Source organism: Janthinobacterium algoris, assembly GCF_051380935.1.
Taxonomy (GTDB): Bacteria; Pseudomonadota; Gammaproteobacteria; order Burkholderiales; family Burkholderiaceae_D; genus Janthinobacterium.
Window position 1 is genome coordinate 270,864 of record NZ_JBNYXZ010000003.1, and the last position, 21,720, is coordinate 292,583.

The 21,720-nt window shown below is 60.9% G+C and carries 14 protein-coding genes and 1 tRNA gene; 10 read left to right on the forward strand and 5 right to left on the reverse strand.

From position 1 onward, the window contains the following. Position 1 precedes the first annotated feature (1 nt). Entirely contained in the window at positions 2-457 is a 456-nt protein-coding gene (locus ACQ4W7_RS06205; RefSeq protein WP_426073529.1) for a hypothetical protein, read from the forward strand. A gap of 4 nt (positions 458-461) precedes the next feature. Here ACQ4W7_RS06205 and ACQ4W7_RS06210 read toward each other — a convergent pair whose 3' ends face one another. After that, the gene (locus tag ACQ4W7_RS06210; protein ID WP_436529186.1) at positions 462-1,052 is read right to left on the reverse strand and encodes an SRPBCC family protein; all 591 of its coding nucleotides are present in this window, start codon (positions 1,050-1,052) and stop codon (positions 462-464) included. A 159-nt stretch (positions 1,053-1,211) separates the two neighbouring features. Here ACQ4W7_RS06210 and ACQ4W7_RS06215 point away from each other — a divergent pair, with 159 nt between their 5' ends. After that, on the forward strand, positions 1,212-3,257 hold the full coding sequence (locus ACQ4W7_RS06215) for a 2,4-dienoyl-CoA reductase FMN-binding domain-containing protein (protein WP_436529188.1): 2,046 nt from the start codon (positions 1,212-1,214) through the stop codon (positions 3,255-3,257). 63 nt (positions 3,258-3,320) lie between these two features. On the opposite strand, the gene ACQ4W7_RS06220 is transcribed toward ACQ4W7_RS06215, so the two are convergent. The 3 genes from ACQ4W7_RS06220 to ACQ4W7_RS06230 all read right to left on the reverse strand — a co-directional run bounded on the left by ACQ4W7_RS06220 (position 3,321) and on the right by ACQ4W7_RS06230 (position 8,007). Continuing rightward, the gene (locus ACQ4W7_RS06220; RefSeq protein ID WP_426073526.1) at positions 3,321-5,033 is read right to left on the reverse strand and encodes a cation:proton antiporter domain-containing protein; all 1,713 of its coding nucleotides are present in this window, start codon (positions 5,031-5,033) and stop codon (positions 3,321-3,323) included. A 209-nt stretch (positions 5,034-5,242) separates the two neighbouring features. Further along, positions 5,243-6,364 (reverse strand): beta-ketoacyl-ACP synthase III, encoded by a 1,122-nt coding sequence (locus ACQ4W7_RS06225; RefSeq protein WP_436529190.1) that lies wholly within the window; start codon positions 6,362-6,364, stop codon positions 5,243-5,245. 188 nt (positions 6,365-6,552) lie between these two features. Beyond that, on the reverse strand, positions 6,553-8,007 hold the full coding sequence (locus ACQ4W7_RS06230; RefSeq protein ID WP_436529192.1) for a S41 family peptidase: 1,455 nt from the start codon (positions 8,005-8,007) through the stop codon (positions 6,553-6,555). Between the two features lie 368 nt (positions 8,008-8,375). Between ACQ4W7_RS06230 and ACQ4W7_RS06235 the strand changes: the two genes are divergently transcribed. From ACQ4W7_RS06235 to ACQ4W7_RS06250, 4 genes are all read left to right on the forward strand, one after another. Further along, the gene (locus ACQ4W7_RS06235) at positions 8,376-8,597 is read left to right on the forward strand and encodes a hypothetical protein (protein ID WP_436529194.1); all 222 of its coding nucleotides are present in this window, start codon (positions 8,376-8,378) and stop codon (positions 8,595-8,597) included. Positions 8,598-8,816: 219 nt separating this feature from the next. Beyond that, positions 8,817-10,910, forward strand: a complete 2,094-nt coding sequence (locus tag ACQ4W7_RS06240) for a M13 family metallopeptidase (protein ID WP_426073522.1) — start codon at positions 8,817-8,819, stop codon at positions 10,908-10,910. Between the two features lie 182 nt (positions 10,911-11,092). Next, entirely contained in the window at positions 11,093-13,186 is a 2,094-nt protein-coding gene (locus ACQ4W7_RS06245; RefSeq protein ID WP_436529197.1) for a M13 family metallopeptidase, read from the forward strand. Between the two features lie 233 nt (positions 13,187-13,419). Beyond that, positions 13,420-15,333 (forward strand): methyl-accepting chemotaxis protein, encoded by a 1,914-nt coding sequence (locus tag ACQ4W7_RS06250; protein WP_426073520.1) that lies wholly within the window; start codon positions 13,420-13,422, stop codon positions 15,331-15,333. 115 nt (positions 15,334-15,448) lie between these two features. Here the strand turns inward: ACQ4W7_RS06250 and ACQ4W7_RS06255 are convergent, their stop codons facing one another. Next, the gene (locus tag ACQ4W7_RS06255) at positions 15,449-16,012 is read right to left on the reverse strand and encodes a c-type cytochrome (protein WP_436529199.1); all 564 of its coding nucleotides are present in this window, start codon (positions 16,010-16,012) and stop codon (positions 15,449-15,451) included. A gap of 200 nt (positions 16,013-16,212) precedes the next feature. Between ACQ4W7_RS06255 and ACQ4W7_RS06260 the strand changes: the two genes are divergently transcribed. From ACQ4W7_RS06260 to ACQ4W7_RS06275, 4 genes are all read left to right on the forward strand, one after another. Beyond that, positions 16,213-16,288: transfer RNA gene (locus ACQ4W7_RS06260), tRNA-Arg, on the forward strand. 341 nt (positions 16,289-16,629) lie between these two features. After that, a complete protein-coding gene (locus ACQ4W7_RS06265) occupies positions 16,630-19,284 on the forward strand; it encodes a TonB-dependent receptor (RefSeq protein WP_436529201.1) in 2,655 nt (884 codons plus the stop codon). 109 nt (positions 19,285-19,393) lie between these two features. Continuing rightward, entirely contained in the window at positions 19,394-20,746 is a 1,353-nt protein-coding gene (locus tag ACQ4W7_RS06270) for an MFS transporter (RefSeq protein ID WP_426073517.1), read from the forward strand. A gap of 24 nt (positions 20,747-20,770) precedes the next feature. Continuing rightward, on the forward strand, positions 20,771-21,718 hold the full coding sequence (locus ACQ4W7_RS06275) for a glycoside hydrolase family 43 protein (RefSeq protein WP_436529204.1): 948 nt from the start codon (positions 20,771-20,773) through the stop codon (positions 21,716-21,718). Positions 21,719-21,720: the final 2 nt, after the last annotated feature.

The following is a 21,720-nucleotide window of genomic DNA, read 5'->3' on the forward strand; positions in this document are numbered from 1 at the left end:
CATGCACGATTACAAACGCCCCCCCACCCTGCACCGCTACGGCCAGCGCAGCGAGCTCGAATTGGCCCTGAGCCTGGGCCAGTTCCGCCTGGTGCCGGCGGGCAATTGCCTGACCCTCAGCTTTTCGCAAGTGTGGGACAAGCAACTGTTCGACCTGTTCGCCCCGGCTGACAGCTGCCTGATCATCCATAACACGGAAGAATTCGGCGAACGCCTGCACCGCGCCGTGCAGCGTACCTTGCCCAGCTGGGCCGGCATCGATGGCGTCGTCGAATACGGCCAGCGCGCCGCCCTGGGCGCTACTTTCACCAAGACGCGCACTGAAGCGGCCGAGCAGGAATGGCTGTTCGCCTGGCGCTCGATGCAGCCGCAGGCCAGCCTGAACCCCGTCACGGTGAAACTGGGCAGCCTGGAAAATTTCGCGGAGCTGCGCGACCGCGATACGTATTTAGCCTGATTTGTCAGGATTTATCGGCATGCTGGCTGTCGATGCGGGCCAGCACGGCCGCCATCATGCGCTCGATATCGCCGCGTATCATGGTCGTGCCCAGCATGCCGGGCACATAGAAGCCCGGCACCAGCCGACTGGAAAAGACGATGCGCGTGCCGCCCGTCTCGGGGATGGGATACAAATTCCAGCGCGCTTCATAATGCCGCATGTCGCCGGAGATCAGGGCGATGTCGATGGCCGTGAACGGCGTTTCCGTGGCCCGCACCACCAGGTGGATGGCGTGGTTCATGAACAGGAAGCGCGCCATGCCTTGCTGCTCGATGATGACTTCATTGCCATTGCGCGACAGCACGCGGCAGGAACTGAGGTCGGGCACGAATTCATGCATGCGCTCGTAGGTGGTCAGCGTCTTCCAGACGGACGCCGGCGGCGCCTGCACGCTGCCGCTGGCATCGACTTCATACATGCGCCGCCCGTCGACCTCGATGCGCTTGACGTCGACCTTCAGCTTGTCCAGGCGCAGCGCCTGCATCTGCGCTTGTGCCGCCGCCGGGGTGGCAACGGTGCACAGCATCAGCAGGCAGAGGAAGAGGCGCGTCATGCTACCTAGCCTACGGGAAACTTGCGCCCTGCACAAGCTGTACCCATCGCCGGCGAGTGCGCCGGGCGATTTAGAACTCCCGGTCTAGAGAAATACGCTGCGGCGGCCAGCAATGCTTGTTACCGTACGGCCTGCATACCATCTTCTATCGGACCGACCATGACTGCCTATCCCCATTTGCTGGCCCCGCTCGACCTGGGCTTCACCACCTTGCGCAACCGCGTCATCATGGGGTCCATGCACACGGGCCTGGAAGACCGGTTTTATCATTATGGCAAGCTGGCCGCGTTTTACCGCGAGCGGGCGCGGGGCGGCGTGGGGCTGATCGTCACGGGCGGCATCTCGCCGAACCGCCAGGGTTGGCTGCTGCCGTTCGGCGGTACCTTGAATTTCCTCGGCGACGTACCGAACCACCGCAAAGTGACGCGCGCCGTGCACGAGGAGGGCGGCAAGATCGTCATGCAGATCCTGCATGCGGGCCGCTACGGCTACCAGCCCTTCGTCGTCTCGGCGTCGGCAAAAAAGTCGCCGATTTCGCCATTCCGCCCCCGTCCTTTGAGCGAACGGGGCATCGAGCGCACCATCTGCGACTACGTGCGTTGCGCACGCCTGGCGCAAAAGGCGGGCTACGACGGCATCGAGGTGATGGGCAGCGAAGGCTACCTGTTGAACCAGTTCCTGTGCGCGCGCACCAACCTGCGCCAGGACCGCTGGGGCGGCACGATCGAGAACCGCATGCGCCTGCCCGTGGAAATCGTGCGCCGCATCCGCGCCGCCGTCGGTCCCAACTTCATCATCATGTACCGCCACTCGCTGCTTGACCTGGTCGAAGGCGGCAATACCTGGGACGACGTGGTGACGGTGGCCAGGGCGCTGGAACAGGCGGGGGTGACGATACTCAATACGGGCTTCGGCTGGCATGAAGCGCGCGTGCCGACCATCGTCACCTCGGTGCCGCGCGCCGCGTTTGCCAGCGTGGCGGGACGTTTGCGCCGCGAAGTGAGCATTCCCGTGGTGGCGTCGAACCGCATCAACATGCCGCATGAAGCCAACGCCATCCTGGAGCGGGGCGACTGCGACCTGGTGTCGATGGCGCGCCCCTTCCTGGCCGACCCGTTTTTTGTCGCCAAGGCGGCCTCGGGCCGTGCCGACGAGATCAATACCTGCATCGGCTGCAACCAGGCGTGCCTGGACCACACCTTTGCCAACAAGCGCGCCAGCTGCCTGGTCAACCCGCGCGCCTGCCATGAAACGGAACTTGTGTACGCGAAAAAAGCCGTGGCGCGCAAGGTAGCTGTCGTCGGCGCCGGGCCGGCCGGCCTGTCGGCCGCCACCGTGGCCGCCGAATGCGGGCACGAGGTAACCCTGTTCGACAGCAGCGACAGCGTCGGCGGCCAGTTCAAGGTGGCCATGCAGATACCCGGCAAGGAAGAATTTACGGAAACCATCCGCTATTTTGCGCGCCGTATCGCCTTGTCGAATATCCAGCTGCGCCTGGGCCAGCGCGTCACGCGTGAGCAATTGCTGGCCGGCGGCTATGACGACGTCATCATCGCTACCGGCATCAAGGTGCGCCTGCCGGCCATTCCCGGTATCGAGCATCCGAAAGTGCTGTCGTATCTGGACGTGCTGCAAGCCAAGAAGCCTGTCGGCGCGCGCGTGGCCATCATCGGCGCTGGCGGCATTGGCTTCGACGTGGGCGAGTATTTGCTGCACGACCCGGCGCACCCGCTGCCGCAACCCGTGGCGACCTGGGCGGGCGAGTGGGGCGTGGACTTGAACGCGGCCACGGGCGGCGGCCTGGTGTCGCCCGTGGCGCCTGTGCCCGTGCGGCAGATTTTCCTGTTGCAGCGCAAGACCTCGAAAGTGGGCGCGGGCCTGGGCAAGACTTCGGGCTGGGTGCATCGCGCGGCCTTGGCGCGCAATGGCGTGGCCATGCTGGCCGGCGTGACCTACGACAAGATCGACGGGCAGGGCTTGCATATCACCGTGGGCGGCGAGCAGCGCCTGCTGGCGGTGGACAACGTGGTCATCTGCGCGGGCCAGGACAGCTTGACGGAACTCATGCCGCCCGTCGACAAGGATGGCAAGCCCTTACAGGCGGGCGGCCCGCGTTTCCACAAAATCGGCGGCGCCGCGCTGGCGGCGGAACTCGATGCCAAGCGGGCCATACGGGAAGGCGCGGAGCTGGCCGCCAGCCTGTAAAAAGAAAGCCTGCCGGCTGGGTAGCGGGCAGGCTTGCTGGACGGAAAGGGCGTTGGCGCTCGCTTAATGCGCGCCGTGGCCCTTTTTCACCGTCTCAAAACTTTGCAGCACGTGCTCGGCCATGCCATTGGCCAGTTCGTGCTCGCCAATGAAGACTTTGCCCGCGTTTTCCGCGCGCAGCAATTCCGCCTCTTCCTCGCTGTGCGTGCGCACCACCGTCAGGATGGCGGGGTTCAGCGCGCGCGCCGTCGCTATCATGGCGCGCACGTGGAAGGTGTCCGGCGTGGCGATGACGAGCATGGTGGCGTGCGTGATGTGCGCCTGGATCAGCACGGCCGGTTCGCCCGCATTGCCGGCCACGGCCGGGATGCCCTGCTTGCGCAGCTGGTCGACGATTTCGCGGTTTTCCTCGGCCACGACAAAATGAATGCCCCGCTCCATCAGGGCGGCGGCGATGCGCCGGCCCACACGGCCATAGCCCACCAGCACGATTTGACCTGACAGCTTTTCCTGTGGCACCGTCATCGGCAGCTCGGCCAGCGGATCGGTGGTGCGTTCGAACTTGCGCGCGAAATCGCTGTTGCCGATCACGCGCAGCAGCGGCTTGGCCAGGCTGAACACCAGCGGGTTGAGGGCGATGGACAGGATGGCGCCGGCCAGGATCAGGCTTTGCCCTTCCTGCGGCATCAGGCCCAGCGACAGGCCCAGGGCGGCCAGGATGAATGAGAACTCACCGATCTGCGCCAGGCTGGCCGAAACGATGATGGCCGTTTTCGGCGGATAGCGCAGGGCCATCACCAGCAAGAAGGCGGCGATCGACTTGCCGAAGATAATGATGGCGCACACGGCCAGCACTTGCAGCGGCTTGTCGATGAGGATATTCGGCTCGAACAGCATGCCGACGGAAACAAAGAACAGCACGGCAAACGCGTCGCGCAGGGGCAGCGACTCTTCCGCGGCGCGGTGACTGAGTTCGGACTCGCGCAGCACCATGCCGGCGAAGAAGGCGCCCAGCGCAAACGACACGCCGAACAGCTTGGTCGAAGCGTAGGCGATGCCGACGGCGGCGGCGATCACGCACAAGGTAAATAGTTCACGCGAACCGGTGCGCGCCACTTGCCACAAAATCCACGGGAACAACTTGCGGCCCACCACCAGCATGAAGATGATGAAGCCGGCCACTTGCCCCAGGGTCACGGCCAGGGTTTGCCACAGGCTGACGGCCTCGGCATCCGGCGCAACTTTTCCACCCAGCACACCGGCAAACGCCGGCAGCAGCACGAGGACCAGCACGGTGACCAGGTCTTCCACCACCAGCCAGCCGACGGCGATGCGCCCGTTGAGAGAGTCGAGGATGCCCCGTTCTTCCAGCGCGCGCAGCAGCACCACGGTACTGGCCACGGACAGGGCCAGGCCAAAGATCAGTCCGCCACCGAGAGTCCAGCCCCACCAATGGGCCAGGCCCATGCCCATCGCCGTGGCGACGCCGATCTGCAGGATGGCGCCGGGCAGCGCGATCTTGCGCACGTCCCACAAATCTTCGATGGAAAAGTGCAGGCCGACACCAAACATCATCAGCATCACCCCGATTTCCGCCAATTGCCCGGCGATTTCCGCATCCGCCACAAAACCGGGCGTGGCCGGTCCGATGATGATACCGGCAGCCAGATAGCCGACCAATGCCGGCAGTTTCAGGCGCGCGGCGAGGAAGCCGAAGATGAGGCCGAACCCGAGGGCGGCGGCGATGGTGGTGATCAGACTGATGTCATGGGGCATGCGTGGTGGGTTCCTTATGGGGACGTGCGGATGGAAAAAGAGGGTGTGCAGCGATTGAGTATAAACGCAACAAAGCTGCGGCCGGAATGTTCCTGCCGCTTTTTTTACAAAAAATTTGCGCTATATCTTCGTCCAGGTGGCTACGAACGCATGCCATCCACCCGCATCTGCGCCTAATTCAAGCAATCAGGCGCATCTCCCCCAGGCGCTTACACCTTGCGCACAACCACGCAGCCGATGGAGTAGCCGGCGCCAAACGAGCAGATGACGCCCAGGCTGCCCGCCGCCATGTCATCCTGATAGGTATGGAAGGCGATGATGGAACCGGCCGACGAGGTGTTGGCGTAGGTGTCGAGGATCACGGGCGCCTCGTTGGCTTCCGCGTCGCGGCCGAGGATCAGGCGCGCGATCAGCAAGTTCATGTTCAAGTTGGCCTGGTGCAGCCAGTAGCGGCTCACTTGCGCCACTTCCACGCCGGCCTTGGCCAGGGTTGCCTTGATCATCTCGGCCGCCATCGGGCACACTTCCTTGAAGACCTTGCGGCCTTGCTGGCGGAACAGTTTATCGGCCTTGCCCACGCCGGATTCATCAAAACGGTTGAGGAAGCCGAAATTGTTGCGGATGGCGTTCGAGAAGCGCGTCTTGAGTTCCGTAGCGATGATCTCGAACTGGTGCGTAGAGACGGCCGTGTCTTTCGCTTCGACGATGATGGCGGTGCAGGCGTCGCCGAAAATAAAATGGCTGTCGCGGTCGCGCCAGTTCAGGTGGCCGCTGGTGATTTCAGGATTCAAGACCAGCACGGCGCGCGCCTGGCCGCTTTGCACGGCGGCGACGGCTTGCTGTATGCCAAAGGTGGCGGACGAACACGCCACGTTCATGTCAAAACCATAACCGTCGATGCCCAGCGCATCCTGCACTTCCACCGCCATGGCCGGGTAGGCACGCTGCATATTGCTGCAAGCGACCAGCACCATGTCGATGTCGGCCGGCGTGCGGCCGGCGCGGGCCAGCGCATCGCGCGCGGCTGCCACGGCCATTTCCGCCTGCAAGGACAGTTCGTCATCGCCCCGTTCCGCAATGCGCGAGACCATGCGGGCCGGATCGAGGATGCCTTCCTTTTCCATCACGAAGCGCGATTTGATGCCGGATGCCTTTTCGATGAAGGCCACGCTCGACAGGTCCAGCGCCGTCACCTCGCCCGTGGCGATCGCGTCGGGATGATCGGCATTGAATTTTTCTGCGTAGGCATTGAAGCAGGTGACCAGTTCTTCGTTGGAGATCGAAAATGGCGGCGTGTACAGTCCGGTGCCGCTGATGACGACTTGTTTCATGGTTAAACTTTCAAATTTGGCAATCGGCGCGCTGCCGATAAGTGAAGCAAATTTTACACAAACGGACTCGACTGTAGAGAGTTTCGTGTTGCGGAGGAGGGGGAAGTGTGGCGGAAGATTGATTTTTGTCGCGTGGACCGGTGATCGGGGGGCATTGCGCCCCCCCGCTGTGCTGTCGGCGCTGCTGCTTACTTCTTCTGTTCTTTCTTGACGTCGGCTTGCACCACCACCGGTTCGGCTTTGGCCAGTTGCACCGGTAAACCCTTCAGGTGGTTCAGCGCCTGGTGCAGCTGGAAATCATCCTTGCTGCCAAATTCCAGCGGCTTGCGGGTTTTTTCCAGGGCGATGATGCGCAATTGCTCTTCCATCTCGTCATTGACGGGGGCGGCCTTGGCACCGTTGTTGGCGCTGCCTTGGTCGCGGTCGTTGCTCAGGTGCTTGGAGAGGTCCGCTTCACGGATGCGCAAGCCGTTCAAGCCGTCGCCGTCCGCATTTTCATCGACCAGCAAGTCGGGCATGATCCCCTTGGCCTGGATCGAGCGGCCGTTCGGCGTGTAGTAGCGGGCCGTCGTCAGCTTGACGGCCGTGTCGGCGGTCAGCTGGCGGATGGTTTGCACGGAACCCTTGCCAAAGGTTTGCGTGCCGATGATGGTGGCGCGCTTGTAATCCTGCAGGGCGCCGGCGACGATTTCCGAGGCCGAGGCCGAGCCTGTGTTGACCAGCACCACCAGCGGCACTTTTTTGATGGCTGCCGGCAATTTTGCCAGCGCATCGCTTTCCGAGCGGAAGGTATAGTATTCGGCGCGGCCGTAGAACACCTGTTTTGAATCGGGCAGCTGGCCATTCGTCGAGACGATGGCCGCGTCCTTCGGCAGGAAGGCGGCCGAGACGCCGATGGCGCCCTGCAGCACACCGCCCGGATCGTTGCGCAGGTCGAGCACCATGCCCTTGAGGTCCGGGTCTTGCTGGTACAGGGCCGTGATCTGCGCGGCCATGTCGTCGACGGTCGGTTCCTGGAATTGCGACACGCGCAGCCAGGCGTAGCCCGGCTCGACCATCTTCGCCTTCACGCTCTTTTGATGGATTTCCTCGCGCGTGATGGTGAAGGCCAGCGGCTGCGGTTCATCCTTGCGGGCAATGGTCAGCGACACCTTGGTGCCCGGTTCGCCGCGCATGCGCTTGACGTTGTCGTCCAGGCTGACGCCTTTCACGGGCTGGCCATCGAGGCGGGTAATCAAATCGCCAGCCTTGATGCCGGCGCGGTAGGCGGGCGAATCCTCGATGGGTGAGACGATCTTGATGTAGCCGTCTTCGCTCAGGCCGATTTCAATGCCCAGGCCGACAAACTTGCCTTCGGAACCTTCGCGCAGCTCGGCGTAGGCTTTCTTGTCCAGGTAGGCGGAATGGGGGTCGAGCGAGGCGACCATGCCGGAAATGGCGTCTTCCAGCAGTTTCTTGTCTTCCACCGGCTCGACGTAATCGGACTTGATCAGGCCAAACACATCGGCCAGCTGGCGCAACTCTTCCAGCGGCAAGGGCGGCTCGACGGTTTTTTGCGCCATGGCTGAAAATTGCAGCGACACGGCGACGCCGGCCACCACGCCCAGGCCGATCAAGCCGGTATTTTTGAGTTTGCCCATCATTGCACCTTTGCAGCTAGCGTGTCTTGCACAAGCGCCAGTCCCCGTGGAGCGGCGCTTTCCTGAAAGTATAGACCTGAATCTCTGCCGGCGTGGGACGGCCATGGAAAAAGCGTGCCTGGGTCCAGTCTACGCGCGAAAACGGGGCTTTCAGCTTGCCAAATGTTGCGGCTTTGTATGCGATGTATAGTTCATCTTGAGGGGAGTAAGCATTTGTAAGAGTCGAAAAAAAGCGTGTGCGGCGGCCCTATAGTGGATTCGCATTCTCGACCCGAAGTGGTTTTGCCTGCGTCTGCGGACGCAGGCTTTTTTTTATCCGCGGGCTCAGGCTCATTTAGACTGGAGCTTCTTCTTTCCCCGCAGATAAAAAAATGTTAACTGATTTGCAGGCACGTGTCTCGCTCACAGCGCTGATTGAAAAGTATCTGAAGGGGCGGCATCCTGATGTCGACCTGCTGACCGACATCGTTCAGGATCCGTCACGGCAAGTGCCGATTAGGGGTGTGCTCGAAGATATCGGGCAGTGCAACAACATGCAGTTCACGCAACAGGAGCTGGTGCTGATCGACGACCTGCTCTATCTGTATGGATAAACGCGCCATGCGTTTTTCCAGGCCACGCCATGCTCGCCGGCCTGGACAATGAAAGCCCCTTGAGCCTGGTCGAACTGAGCGGCGATCCCGGGACAGTCCGGGGGCAAGGATGGCCAAACGGCATGGTCGCGTGCTACATTCCTGCAGCGCCTGGCGCGGCGGGCTATCCGCCCGCAGCTATCTGCCCGGTCTTTTTGACATGCCCCATAAGGACAATCCGTGAATCGCTATCTCTTGAGCAGTCTGACCCTGACCCTGTTGGCTGCGTTTGCCCATGCCGCCGAACCCGTATCCGCCGCATCCTCCGTGACCGCACCGAGCGTGGCGCCCGGCGTCGCACCTACCGCACCTGCCGCTGCTGGCGTCGTTTCCGGCATCGATGTGCAGTACATCGACCCTGCGGTCAGAGTGCAGGACGACTTTTTCACCCATTTGAACGGCAAGTGGCTGGCCACGGCCGAGATCCCTGCCGACAAGTCGAGCTGGGGTTCGTTCGCCAAGCTGCGCGATGACACCACGCCACAGTTGCGCGGCATCATCGAGTCCACGCAACAGGACAAGCACAAGAAGGCCGGTTCCGAAGCGCAGAAAATCAGCGACATGTACGCCAGTTACATGGATGAAGCCAAGCTCGATGCGCTGGGCACGAAGCCGCTGGCCGGCGAACTGAACCGCATCCGCTCGCTGCGCGACAAGAAGGGCCTGCCCGCCCTGATCGCCCACCTGAGCCAGACGGGTGTGTCGACCCCGTACACCGTCTATGTGGGCCAGGATGCGCGTGCCTCGACGAAATATGCCGCGTATCTGAGCCAGAGCGGCCTGGGCATGCCAGACCGCGACTACTACCTGGAAGCCAAGCAGGCGGGCGTCAAGGAAAAATACCAGGCGCACGTGGAAAAAATGCTGGCCATGGCCGGCGACAAGCACGCCGCCGCCCGCGCCAAGGCTGTCGTTGCCCTGGAAACGGCCTTGGCCGAAGTGCAATGGACCAAGGTCGAGAACCGCGACCCTGTCAAACGCTATAACAAGACCGAGCTTAACAAGCTGAACGACCTGACCCCCGGCTACGATTTGAAAGCGGGCCTGGCTGCCCAGGGCATCGCCAATAAGGTCGATTATGTCATCGTCAATCAGCCGAGCTACCTGGCCGGCTACAACAAGGTGCTGGCCGCCACCGACCTGGACACCCTGAAAGCCTACTTCGAATGGCAGTTGCTGCGTAGCTACGCCAGCTACCTGTCGAAAAACTTCGTCGATGAAAGCTTTGCCTTCTACGGCACGGTGCTCAGCGGCGTGACGGAAAACCAGCCGCGCTGGAAGCGTGGCGTGGGCGCCGTCGAAGTCGTGTTGGGCGAAGCCGTCGGTAAACTGTACGTCGCGCAATATTTCCCGGCAGAACGCAAGGCGCACATGCAGGAACTGGTGAAAAACGTGCTGGCCGCCTACAAGGACAGCATCGACACCTTGGACTGGATGAGCCTTGACACCAAGAAAGAAGCGCAAGCCAAGCTGGCCAAGTTCACGCCGAAGATCGCCTATCCGAACAAATGGCGTGATTATACGAAGCTGCAAATCGTCCAGGGCGACCTGGTTGGCAACATGATGCGCGCAGCGAACTTCGCTTCGGCGCGCCAGGTGGCCAAGCTGGGTAAACCGATCGACCGCGAAGAGTGGGGCATGACGCCGCAAACGGTGAACGCCTATTACAGCTCGACGATGAATGAAATCGTTTTCCCCGCGTCCATCTTGCAGCCGCCATTCTTTGACGCCAACGCGGATGACGCCGTCAACTATGGCGCCATCGGCGCCGTCATCGGCCATGAAATCAGCCACGGCTTCGACGACAAGGGCAGCCAGTCCGATGGCGACGGCAACTTGCGCGACTGGTGGACCCCGGCCGACCGCAAAAACTTTGCCGCCAAGGCCGATGCGCTGACCAAGCAGTACGATGGCTACAGCCCATTGCCTGGCTACAACGTCAATGGCGCGCTGACCCTGGGCGAGAACATCGCCGACAACTCGGGCGTGGCGATTGCGTACAAAGCCTACAAGATCTCGCTGGGCGGCAAGCCGGCCCCCGTGCTCGATGGCTTGACGGGTGACCAGCGTTTCTACATGGGCTTTGGCCAGGTGTGGCGCAGCAAGATGCGCGAAGCGCAGCAGATCGTGCAAATCAAGACCGATCCCCATTCGCCGGGCCAGTACCGCGCGAATGGCACCATGGTCAACCAGCCTGGCTTCTACGAAGCGTTTGGCGTGAAACCGGGCGACAAGATGTATGTCGCCCCGGAAAACCGCGTGATCATCTGGTAAGCCCTGTCTTGATGAAAACGTAATGCTGTAGCAACAAAAGAGACCAACTTGCGTGGTCTTTTTTGCATTTCGGACAAAGTTTTTTCTGTCGTTTCGGCCGGTATGCTACAGTCAAAAACCGGGCCAGAAGCCTTGGGCCTTCTGACCCTTATATTCCACACAATATAATATAGAGGACAACCGTGAATCGTTATTTGTTAAGTGCATTGACCCTGAGTTTGCTGGCTGGCGTGTCCGGCATGGCCGGCGCCGCTGATGCGTCGAAGAAAGCCGCTGCTGCGCCTGCCACTGCCACTGCCACCGCCACGGCCGTCGCGTCTGCGGCGCTGACATCCGGCATCGCCGTCGAATACGTCGATCCCGCCGTGCGCGCGCAGGACGACTTGTTCCAGCACCTGAATGGCAAATGGCTGGCGGAAACCGTCATTCCTGCCGACAAGTCGAGCTGGGGCAGCTTTGCCAAGCTGGCCGACGATACGCAAACGCAGCTGCGCGGCATCGTCGAAGGCGCTAGCGCCGACAAGGCCCGCGCGGCCGGTTCGAATGCGCAGAAAATCGGTGATTTCTACAATAGCTTCATGGATGAAGCCAAGCTGGAAAGCCTGGGCCTGACGCCCTTGAACGCGGAGTTGGCGAAGATCGCCGCACTGCAGGACAAGGCGGAGTTGCCTGCCGTCATCGCGCACTTCAGCAAGCTGGGTGTGACTTCGCCTTACGACTTCGCCATTCATCAGGACGCCAAGGATTCCACTAAATACGTGGCCGACATCGTGCAAAGCGGCTTGGGCTTGCCTGACCGCGATTACTACCTGGAAGCGGGCAAGGCCGATACGCGCGCCAAGTACCTGGCCCACGTGGAAAAAATGCTCAGCTTGGCCGGCGACGCGAACGCAGCCGCAAATGCAAAAGCCATTGTGGCGCTGGAAACGGACCTGGCCAAGGCGCAATGGAGCAATGTGCAGAACCGCGACCCCGTCAAGACCTACAACAAGGTGGAGTTGGCGAAACTGGCCACCGTGGCGCCAGGCTACGACTGGGCCCGCTACCTGAAGGAGACGGGCATCGCCGGCAAGGTCAATTACGTGATCGTCAGCCAGCCCAGCTACCTGAAAGGCTTTGCCGAGATCGCCAACAAGACGCCGCTGGCAACGTGGAAAGCGTATTTCCAATGGCACTTGCTGCACGCCAACGCCGGCTATCTGCCGAAAGCGTATGTCGATGAAAACTTCGCCTTCTATGGCACCACGCTGACGGGCGTGACGGAAATGCGTCCGCGCTGGAAACGCGGCGTGGGCGCCGTCGAAGGCGCGCTGGGCGAAGCCGTGGGCCAGCTGTACGTGGAGCAATATTTCCCGGCCGAGCGTAAGGTGCGCATGGAAGCGCTGGTAAAAAACCTGATGACGGCTTACCAGCAAAGCATCGACAAGCTCGACTGGATGAGCCCCGTCACCAAGAAACAGGCGCAGATCAAGCTGGCCAAGTTCACTACCAAGATCGGCTATCCAAACAAATGGCGCGATTACTCGGGCCTGACGGTGGCGCAGGACGATTTGATCGGCAATATCCAGCGTTCGCACCTGCTCAACTACAACCGCGAATTGAACAAGCTGGGCCAGCCTATCGACCGCGATGAGTGGGGCATGACGCCGCAGACCGTGAACGCCTATTACAACCCGGAACTGAACGAAATCGTCTTCCCGGCCGCCATCCTGCAAGCGCCGTTCTTCGACGCCAACGCGGACGACGCCGTCAACTATGGCGCCATCGGCGGCGTGATCGGCCATGAAATCAGCCACGGCTTCGACGACCAGGGCGCCCAGTACGACGGCGACGGCAATCTGCGCGACTGGTGGACCAAGGCCGACCATAAAAATTTCGCCAAGAAGACCAAGCAGTTGGTGGCGCAGTACAACGGCTTTAGCCCCGTCAAGGGCCACTTCGTCAACGGCGAACTGACCCTGGGCGAGAACATCGCCGACAATTCCGGCGTGGCGATCGCCTACAAAGCGTACAAATTGTCGCTGAATGGCAAGAAAGCGCCCGTCATCGACGGTTTCACGGGCGAACAGCGCTTCTACGCGGGCTTTGCCCAAGTATGGCGCATGAAGATGCGCGAAGCGCAGCAACTGGTCTTGCTGAAAACGGACCCGCATTCGCCAGGCCAGTTCCGCGCCAACGGCACCATGCGTAACCAGCCCGGCTTTTACCAGGCCTTCGACGTAAAACCGGGCGACAAGATGTATCTGCCACCGAAAGACCGCGTCATCATGTGGTAAGGCTGCTGTTCAAGGCCTAAGTTGCCAGCCGCCCCGCGCAAGCCGGGCGGCTTTTTTTGCGCCCGACATGGGCGTGCTATCGCGGAAGCAAGCTAAGCACAATGAGGGAAGTGTTGCGCGCGTCGGTGGCGATTTTCCTTGCTCGTTGACAACGAAGATTGAAGCGCCTATATCTGGATGAAAACAATCATAAACCTGTGTAGCGCCCCGTGTGTCATCAAAAAGGAAACATTGTGAGAGACATATTCCGTACCAGCCAAGCCCGTTTTATCACCATGTTCAGCCTTGTTTTTGTGGTGCTGCTGGTCATGACCTTGGCTGTCATCCATTTTTTCGTCACGCCGGATCTGAAACGTACCGAAGGCATGGTGGTCGGTTTTGATGTCAGCAAAATTTCCACCAGGATTACCGAGCAGTTGCGGCAGGTGGAGGCGCAGCAGCGCAGCATCACCCAGACGGTGGCGCTGATGGACAGTGCGGCAATCGACGTCCTGCTGCCGGGACTGGTCGACCAGTATTCCGACCCGAATGTGTTTGGCGGCGGCATCTGGCCGCTGCCGAAAAAGCGCGATCCCGAACGCGACAAGTTCAGCACCTTTTATGCCCGCGACGCTTCCAACAAACTGGTTGTCAACACCCACTGGAATTCGCCGGAGTCGTTGAAGTACTTCGAGCAGAGCTGGTATCTGGGCGGGCTCAAGTCGGCCAAGGGGCATTGCGATTGGGCCAAGGCCTACAAGGACGACGCCAGTGCGCAGCCGCGCACCAACTGCGCCATGCCGATCTACAAGGATAACGAGCTGTACGGCGTTTCCACCATCGATGTCACGCTGGGTTTCTTCAACCGCCTGGTGGCCGACATGGAGACAGCGATCCACGGCCAGATACTGATCGTCGAGCGTGACGGCAAGATCATCAGCAACAGTACTTATATCAAGGACGAAATCGTACTCAAGAAAGTCGAGGATCTGGCGTCCAGCTCGCCGATGGTGGCGGAAATCGGCCGCCTGCTGCCCAAGTTGGACGCGCAGGGCGTGGCGGAATCGGAATATCGCAGCGACGGCACGCCTCACACCTTGTTCCTGAAGGCGATACCGGGCAGTCCGTGGGTATTGGCGACCGGTTTGCCGACCAGCCAGCTGACCGAGCAAAGCGATCGCATCCTGGGCAAGCTGGGCATGGTGCAGATCCCCATCGCCTTGCTGCTGCTGGCCATGTTCATCGGCATCATCCGCCTGTTCATGGGGCGCCTGGGTGTTCTTAAGAGCAATATCGACGCCCTGTCGGCCGGCGACGCGGACCTGACGCGGCGCCTGCCGGGCGGCGGCGGCAGCGAGTTCAACGATGTGGCCGGCAGCTTCAACGCCTTCATCGAACGGCTGCAGCAGATGATGCGCGAAATCGGCCGCAGCACTGGCTCCATCGCGCTGGCCTCGCGTGAAATCGCCAGCGGCAACCAGGATCTGTCGGCCCGCACCGAAAGCCAGGCCAGCGCGCTCGAGCAGACCGCCGCGTCGATGGAGGAGTTGACCGGCACCGTCAGGCAGAACGTCAGCAGCGGCCAGGAGGCCAACCGGCTGGCGCTGGACGCCTCGAAGGTGGCGGCGCGGGGCGGCGTGGTGGTGACGCAGGTGGTTGAGACGATGGGCGCGATTGAACGTTCATCGAAGAAAATCGCCGACATTATCAGCGTCATCGACGGGATCGCGTTCCAGACCAATATCCTGGCGTTGAACGCGGCCGTCGAGGCGGCCCGGGCCGGCGAACAAGGCCGCGGCTTTGCCGTGGTGGCATCCGAGGTGCGCAACCTGGCGCACCGCTCGGCCACGGCGGCCAAGGAAATCGGCGCGCTGATCGTCGAATCGGTGCACAACGTTGACGCCGGCACCAAGCTGGTCGACCAGGCTGGCGCCACCATGCACGAGATCGTCGCCGGCACCGATAAGGTCGCCAACATCATCGGTGAGATCCTGCTGGCCAGCCAGGAGCAGGAAACGGGCATCGGCCAAGTCAACCAGGCCATCGTCCAGCTCGACGACAACACCCAGCAAAATGCCGCGCTGGTGGAGCAGGCAGCGGCGGCAGCCCATTCGATGCAGGAGCAGACCGGCAAGCTTGAACAGATCATCGGCGCATTCAAGCTGTAGCGCGCGGCGCGAACGCACATGAAAAAGCCGCCCAGTTCTATTCAACTGGGCGGCTTTTTTACATCCGAAGCAACTCTGGGGCCGCTTCAACGCGCCGCTAGACGCGGCCTCGCGCTTATTTCTTGGCTTCTTCCGCTGGCGCGCCAGCGCCGTCAGTGGCCGCGGCCGGTGCCGGCACTTCTGGTTCCTTGAACTTGCCGCCCGAAGCGTTGGCAATGTAGACGACGGCGCGCGCCACTTCTACATCGTCGAGGTCGGGATTGCCACCCTTGGCCGGCATTGCGCGCAAGCCTTCAATGGCGTGTTTCAGGACCGTATCGTAGCCCTGGGCCAGGCGGGCCGACCAGCCGCCCGCATCACCAAATTTCGGTGCACCGGCCACGCCGGCGCCATGGCAAGCCACGCAGGTCGCCGTGTAGACAGCTTCGCCGCTTTGCAGCACCTTCGGACCGCTGGCATCCTTGAAGGTAAAGCCGGCGTTGGCGACGGGGCTCAAGCGCTCGGCAATGGCTTCCGGCGACTGGCTGTCCGTACCGGCGCCCGTCAGTTTTTGCGCCGTGACGAACTGCACCAGCAAGATGATGCCGATGACGGTGACGAGGAAGAAGCCAGCTACGGCGGCAAGCAATTGTTTAGGCGTTTTGATCGCTGATTGTTGTTCGTTATGTGCGTCGCTCATGATGTCCTTAGTCCAGATTTGAAACTGATGGCCGTGTAAGGTAGCATTTTTTACATGCTTGGATGCAAACCTTTATGAAACCCACAATTATAGGCACAAAAATTGAGCAGTGACATGCAATTGCCAGTGATACGACAGTTTCCGTAGACGTAGGTAAAGAAAAACGGTATCCTTCGCATCACTTCAGAAATTCCCCCTACGCGGCTGTAGCTCAGTGGATAGAGTATTGGCCTCCGAAGCCAAGGGTCGTGGGTTCGATCCCCGCCAGCCGCACCATACAAATCAAGTCTCCAGTTTTATCCAGCCGGCATTGCCATGCGGCTGCATGCTGTATCCCACTATTACTTCAGCAAGCCTGGCATGGTCTGTATCGCTGCTTGCCGGCTTGTCAGGGATGCCACTTCTTGGTGCATTGCCCTCCCGAAAACGCCCCAGGCGCCCCTACCGTTGTCGCTTTGCAATCTCCAAAGTGTTCCAGCCGCCGATATCAAAATTGATATCGAAACTGTGGAAAAATTGATTGGAGAGATTATCGTCCAGCCTCTAAGATAAACGCCGAGCATGCGAACGACATGCAAGCGGCATAACAATATCAATACAATATCTGGAGATTCTTGATGCGCAACGCCACCGGTCCGCTCACGGCCACTTCCCCTCGTCCATTCACCTTGAAGGCAGCCGTTGCGGCATTGGCCGGTATTGGCCTGCTGAGCTCGGCTTCGGTATGGGCGCAGGATGCGGTGGCGGCGGACGCCAGTGCCGAGCCTGCCGCAGAAGTGTCGGTCGTGACCGTCAGCGGCGTGCGCCGCGCGGCGCAAAATTCGCAGCAGATCAAGATGCGCTCGGACCAGGTCATCGATTCCATCGTGGCCGACGACATCGGCAAATTCCCGGATAACAACGTGGCCGAGACCTTGGCGCGCATTTCCGGCATCCAGATCCGCCGCGATTCGGGCGAAGCCAGCGCCGTCATGATCCGTGGCTTGCGCGATGTCACGACCCTGCTCAACGGCCGCGAATTGTTTACCACCACGGGCCGCTACGTCAACCTGGCCGACATTCCCGCCACCATGCTGCAGCGCGTGGACGTGTACAAATCGCAGGGCGCGGACCAGGTCGAAGGCGGCGTGGCCGGTATCATCGACGTGCGCACCAACCGCCCGTTCGACTTCAAGCAATTTACGGCCAGCGTGAACACGCGCGCCGTCTACAGCGACAAATCCAAGGCCACCGACCCGAACATCAGCGGCATGGTGGCTAACCGCTGGAAGACGGGCATCGGCGAAGTGGGCGCGCTGCTGGGCTTGTCGCAGCAGCAGCACCGCTACCATGAAGAACGCGCGTTCAATACGGCGCCCGTGGATAAAGGTTTCCTGTCGCCGGGCTTGACGGGGCCGGACCAGGTGGGCTTGTTGCCGATCAAGGGCGACCGCCGCCGCAGCACCGCCAATGCCGCGCTGCAATGGCGTCCGAACGCCGACGTCGAACTGTACGCCGAAGGCATGGCCACGCGCTTTCTGCTCGACGCCGAATCCGATTACTTTGTCGGCTTGCCATGGTGGGGCACGCCCGTGTCGGCGACCAAGATTCCCGGCACCGACCAGCTGCAAACGCTCGCTTCCACCAACGTCAACACCATCATGTCGACGCAGGCGAACAAGAACCAGACCAAGACGCATCAGTTTGCCGTGGGCGGCTTGTGGGATATCAACCCGGAATGGCGTTTCACGTCTGAAGTGGCCAGCACCAAGAGCAGCTATACCTGGCGCAATCCGATTCTCGACGCCATCACTGTCGTGCCGAATGCCCGCATCAATACCAACCAGAACGGCACCTTGCACGTCGATTACACAGGTATCGACTTGCAAGACCCGTCGAATTACTATCTGAAGGGCTTTTTCGACCGCTACGGCCGGGATCAAGGCAGCTCGAACGATGTGCGCGCCGACCTGGCGTACACGCCGAGTGCCGGCGGCATCTTCAAGGAAATCAGCGTCGGCGTGCGCGGCGTGAAACGCGAAGCCGAATCGATCAAGAGTTTCGAGGGCAATGCGGAAGCACCGGACGTGTCCGGTGCCGCGTTTCCGTTCAGCCGCCAGAGCATGACCTCGATTCCAGGCCTCAATTGCCTGTCGGAACCGATGTCCAGCGGCGGCCCCGACTATGGCTTGAAACAGTGGTATACGCCATGCGCCAGCTTCCTGCTCAATAACACAGGCGCCTTGCGCCAAGCCGTCACGGGCAGCAGCGCGGCGCGCGCGATGGACCCGGGCTCCTTCTTCAAGGATACGGAAAAGACATATTCCATCTATACCAAGGCGAAGATCGCCTTCAAGCTGGGCGCCTACCCCGTCGACGGCACTGTGGGCGTGCGCGTGGTGCGTACCGAGCAAAGCTTGCAAGGCAACAGTTCGCAAGATGGCGTCTACACGCCCGTCATCAGCGACACGGCCAGCACCGATGTGCTGCCGAGCGTGGCCCTGAAAATCAAGCTGCGCGCCGACCTGGTCGGCCGCTTCGCGGCGGGCCGGACCATCAGCCGCCCCGGCTTTACCCAACTCAATCCTGGCGTGGCCCTGGTCAATTCGACGGAAACGGTGAAGGCGACGGGCGCGGGCGGCAATCCGAACTTGAAACCGGTGACGGGCGACAATGTCGACGCCGCACTGGAATGGTATTTCGCCCCGGCCGGTTCCGTGACGGCCACCGTGTTCCACCACAAGTTCGACGGTTATATCCAGCAGCGCATTGCCAGCGAAACCATCGCCGGCAAGACCTATGACGTGGACCGCCCGTACAACACGGCTGCCGGCAAGCTGCAGGGACTGGAAATTGGCTATCAGCAGTTTTATGACGGCTTGCCGGGTTTGTTGAGCGGCCTGGGCTTGCAAGCGAACGGCACCTACATGAGCGGCACGACCGACGATGAGACGGGCAGCCATGCCATCACGGGCGTGTCGCGCTATGCCTATAACCTGGTGTTGCTGTACGAAAAAGACGCGTGGTCGGGCCGCCTGGCCTACAACTGGCGCTCAAAATTTATCGACAGCTACAACCAGGGCGGCCCCGGCCTGGACTTGAAAGTGGCGGCCACGGCCCAGCTCGACGGTTCGCTGTCATACAAGATCAATGACCAGTTCACGGTGACCTTCGATGGGAATAACTTGCTCGACACCAAGTTCAAGGATTACTGGAACGAGCCGGGCGTGTATGCGCGCGATACGCGCCGCTATGACCGGACGGTAGGGTTATCACTGCGCTGGAAAATGTAAGTTGATCGCAGAGTAAAAAAATCAAGGGCGTTGTATGGTGTCGGCCGGCAGCGCCCCTGTCAGTTGGGCAGTCAGACACGATTCATCATCAAAAGAATGGACGGAAAGCATGGAGACGCAAAAATTATCCACCGTTGAAAAGGTCGGCTTCGGCGCCGGCGACATGGCGCTCAATGTCGTCATCTCGTCGATGATGTTGATCATCACCTTTTTCTATACCGATATCTATGGCTTGAAAACCACCGACCTGGCCCTGCTGTTCGTGGCCGTGAAAGTCATCGGTGCCATCGCCGACCTGGTCATGGGTCAGATTACCGATCGCTATAGCTTTGCCTCGGGCCGCTACCGCCCGTATCTGCTGTGGCTGGCCGTGCCGTATGGCGTCAGCGTCTTCTTTGTCTTCAGCACGCCCGAGTGGCAGTATGACGCCAAGCTGATCTGGGCATATTCGACGTATATTCTGATGACCATCATGACGGCCGGCGTGGGCATCCCGTATATTTCCCTGATCAGCGGCTTGACCAGCGACCCGCAGGACCGCCTGTCGGCCAACGGTTACCGCCTGTTCTTCGCCAAGATCGGTGCCTTCATGGTGACTATCGTCGTGCCGATTTTGTCGCAGCGCTGGGGCGGCGGCAACCCGGCCGTCGGCTACCAGGCGGCCATGGCCGTGATGGCCGTCATGGGCGTGGCCCTGTTCCTGTTCTGCTATTTCTCCACCACCGAAAGAGTCGTGCACGTGGTGGAAAAGCAGTCGTTGCTGGAACAATTGAAAGTGCTGCTGCAGAACGATCAGTGGCTGGTGCTATGCGGCGTATGCGTCACGGGCACTATCGGCTACGTGGTGCGCGGTTCCGTCGCCATTTATTACGCGAAATACTATCTGGGCGGCAGCACGGAAACGGTGGCCGCCTTCCTCACCACGGGCGTGGTGGCCGCCATCCTGGCCATGATCGCCTCGACCTGGATCACCAAGTTTTACTGCAAGGTAAAGCTGTTCCGCTACACGCAGATCGGCGTGGCGCTGATCAGCCTGGCGATCTATTTCTTTGTGAAGCCGAGCGACACCGTGCTGGCCTTCGCCCTGTATTTCCTGCTGTCCTTCGTGGTGGACTTACACGCACCCGTATTCTGGTCGGCCATCGCGGAAACCATTGATTATGGTCAAGTGAAGACGGGCAAGCGCGTCTCCGGCTTCGCCTTTGGCGGCATTTCTGTCTGCCAGAAGGCGGGCATGGCGGTGGCGGGCGGCCTGGTGGGTGTGCTGCTGTCATATTTCGACTACCAGCCCAACCATGAGCAAACGCAATTCGCCCTCAACGGCATCGCCCTGATGCTGTCGATCATCCCCGGTTTCTTCCACTTGCTGATGGGTTTGCTGATGTTCAAGTACCGCATCAGCGATGAGTACTACAGCGGCGTCAAGTCAGAAATGCACAAGCGTGGTTTTGTCGCTGCGTAAGAATAATTGAATGGAGTAAACAACATGGCTGAAGTCTTGAAACCGTTGATCGAACAACGTGCCGACCCGCATATCTACCGCCACAGCGACGGCTACTACTACTTTACGGCTTCCGTGCCGCAGTACGACCGCATCGAACTGCGCCGTGCCGACAGCATCGCCGAGCTGGCGGATGCGCCAACGGTCGATGTGTGGCACAAGCCGGAAACGGGGCCGTACAGCGAACTGGTGTGGGCGCCGGAGCTGCACTTCAACCAAGGCGCCTGGTATGTGTATTTCGCCGCCGCACCGAGCCGCGAAATCAAAGATAAATTGTTTCAGCACCGCATGTATGCAATCCGCAATACCAACGCCAACCCGCTCGAAGGCGAGTGGGAATTCATGGGGCAGATCGACACGGGCATCGACACCTTTTGCCTGGACGCCACCACGTTCGAGCACGACGGCGTGCTGTACTACCTGTGGGCGCAGAAAGATGTCGCCATCGAGGGCAATTCGAACCTGTACATCGCGCCAATGGTCACGCCGTGGCAGCTGGCCGGCCCGCCCGTGATGCTGAGCAAACCGGAATTCAACTGGGAAATTCGCGGCTTCTGGGTCAACGAAGGCCCGTCCGTGCTGAAACGCAATGGCAAGATATTCATCAGCTATTCGGCCAGCGCCACCGATGAAAACTATGCGATGGGCCTGCTGTGGGCCGATGACACGGCTGACTTGCTCGACCCGTTCTCGTGGACGAAGTCGCCCGAGCCCGTGTTTGCTACCTGCTACGAGCACGCCATCTACGGCCCCGGCCACAACAGCTTTACCACGGGCGACGATGGCGACGGCGTATTGCTGGTGTACCATGCCCGCACCTATACGGAAATCGTCGGCGACCCGCTGTGGAACCCGGATCGCCACACGTTTGTCAAACCGCTGCGCTGGGATGCGCAAGGCATGCCCGTGTTTGGCCGCTCATCGACCCTGTAACA

Coding starts and splice junctions, on each gene's coding strand:
- ACQ4W7_RS06265 (WP_436529201.1), top strand. CDS start 16,630: ATGCGCAACGCCACCGGTCCGCTCACGGCCACTTCCCCTCGTCCATTC.
- ACQ4W7_RS06255 (WP_436529199.1), bottom strand. CDS start 16,012: ATGAGCGACGCACATAACGAACAACAATCAGCGATCAAAACGCCTAAA.
- ACQ4W7_RS06215 (WP_436529188.1), top strand. CDS start 1,212: ATGACTGCCTATCCCCATTTGCTGGCCCCGCTCGACCTGGGCTTCACC.
- ACQ4W7_RS06230 (WP_436529192.1), bottom strand. CDS start 8,007: ATGATGGGCAAACTCAAAAATACCGGCTTGATCGGCCTGGGCGTGGTG.
- ACQ4W7_RS06235 (WP_436529194.1), top strand. CDS start 8,376: ATGTTAACTGATTTGCAGGCACGTGTCTCGCTCACAGCGCTGATTGAA.
- ACQ4W7_RS06205 (WP_426073529.1), top strand. CDS start 2: ATGCACGATTACAAACGCCCCCCCACCCTGCACCGCTACGGCCAGCGC.
- ACQ4W7_RS06225 (WP_436529190.1), bottom strand. CDS start 6,364: ATGAAACAAGTCGTCATCAGCGGCACCGGACTGTACACGCCGCCATTT.
- ACQ4W7_RS06210 (WP_436529186.1), bottom strand. CDS start 1,052: ATGACGCGCCTCTTCCTCTGCCTGCTGATGCTGTGCACCGTTGCCACC.
- ACQ4W7_RS06220 (WP_426073526.1), bottom strand. CDS start 5,033: ATGCCCCATGACATCAGTCTGATCACCACCATCGCCGCCGCCCTCGGG.
- ACQ4W7_RS06270 (WP_426073517.1), top strand. CDS start 19,394: ATGGAGACGCAAAAATTATCCACCGTTGAAAAGGTCGGCTTCGGCGCC.
- ACQ4W7_RS06275 (WP_436529204.1), top strand. CDS start 20,771: ATGGCTGAAGTCTTGAAACCGTTGATCGAACAACGTGCCGACCCGCAT.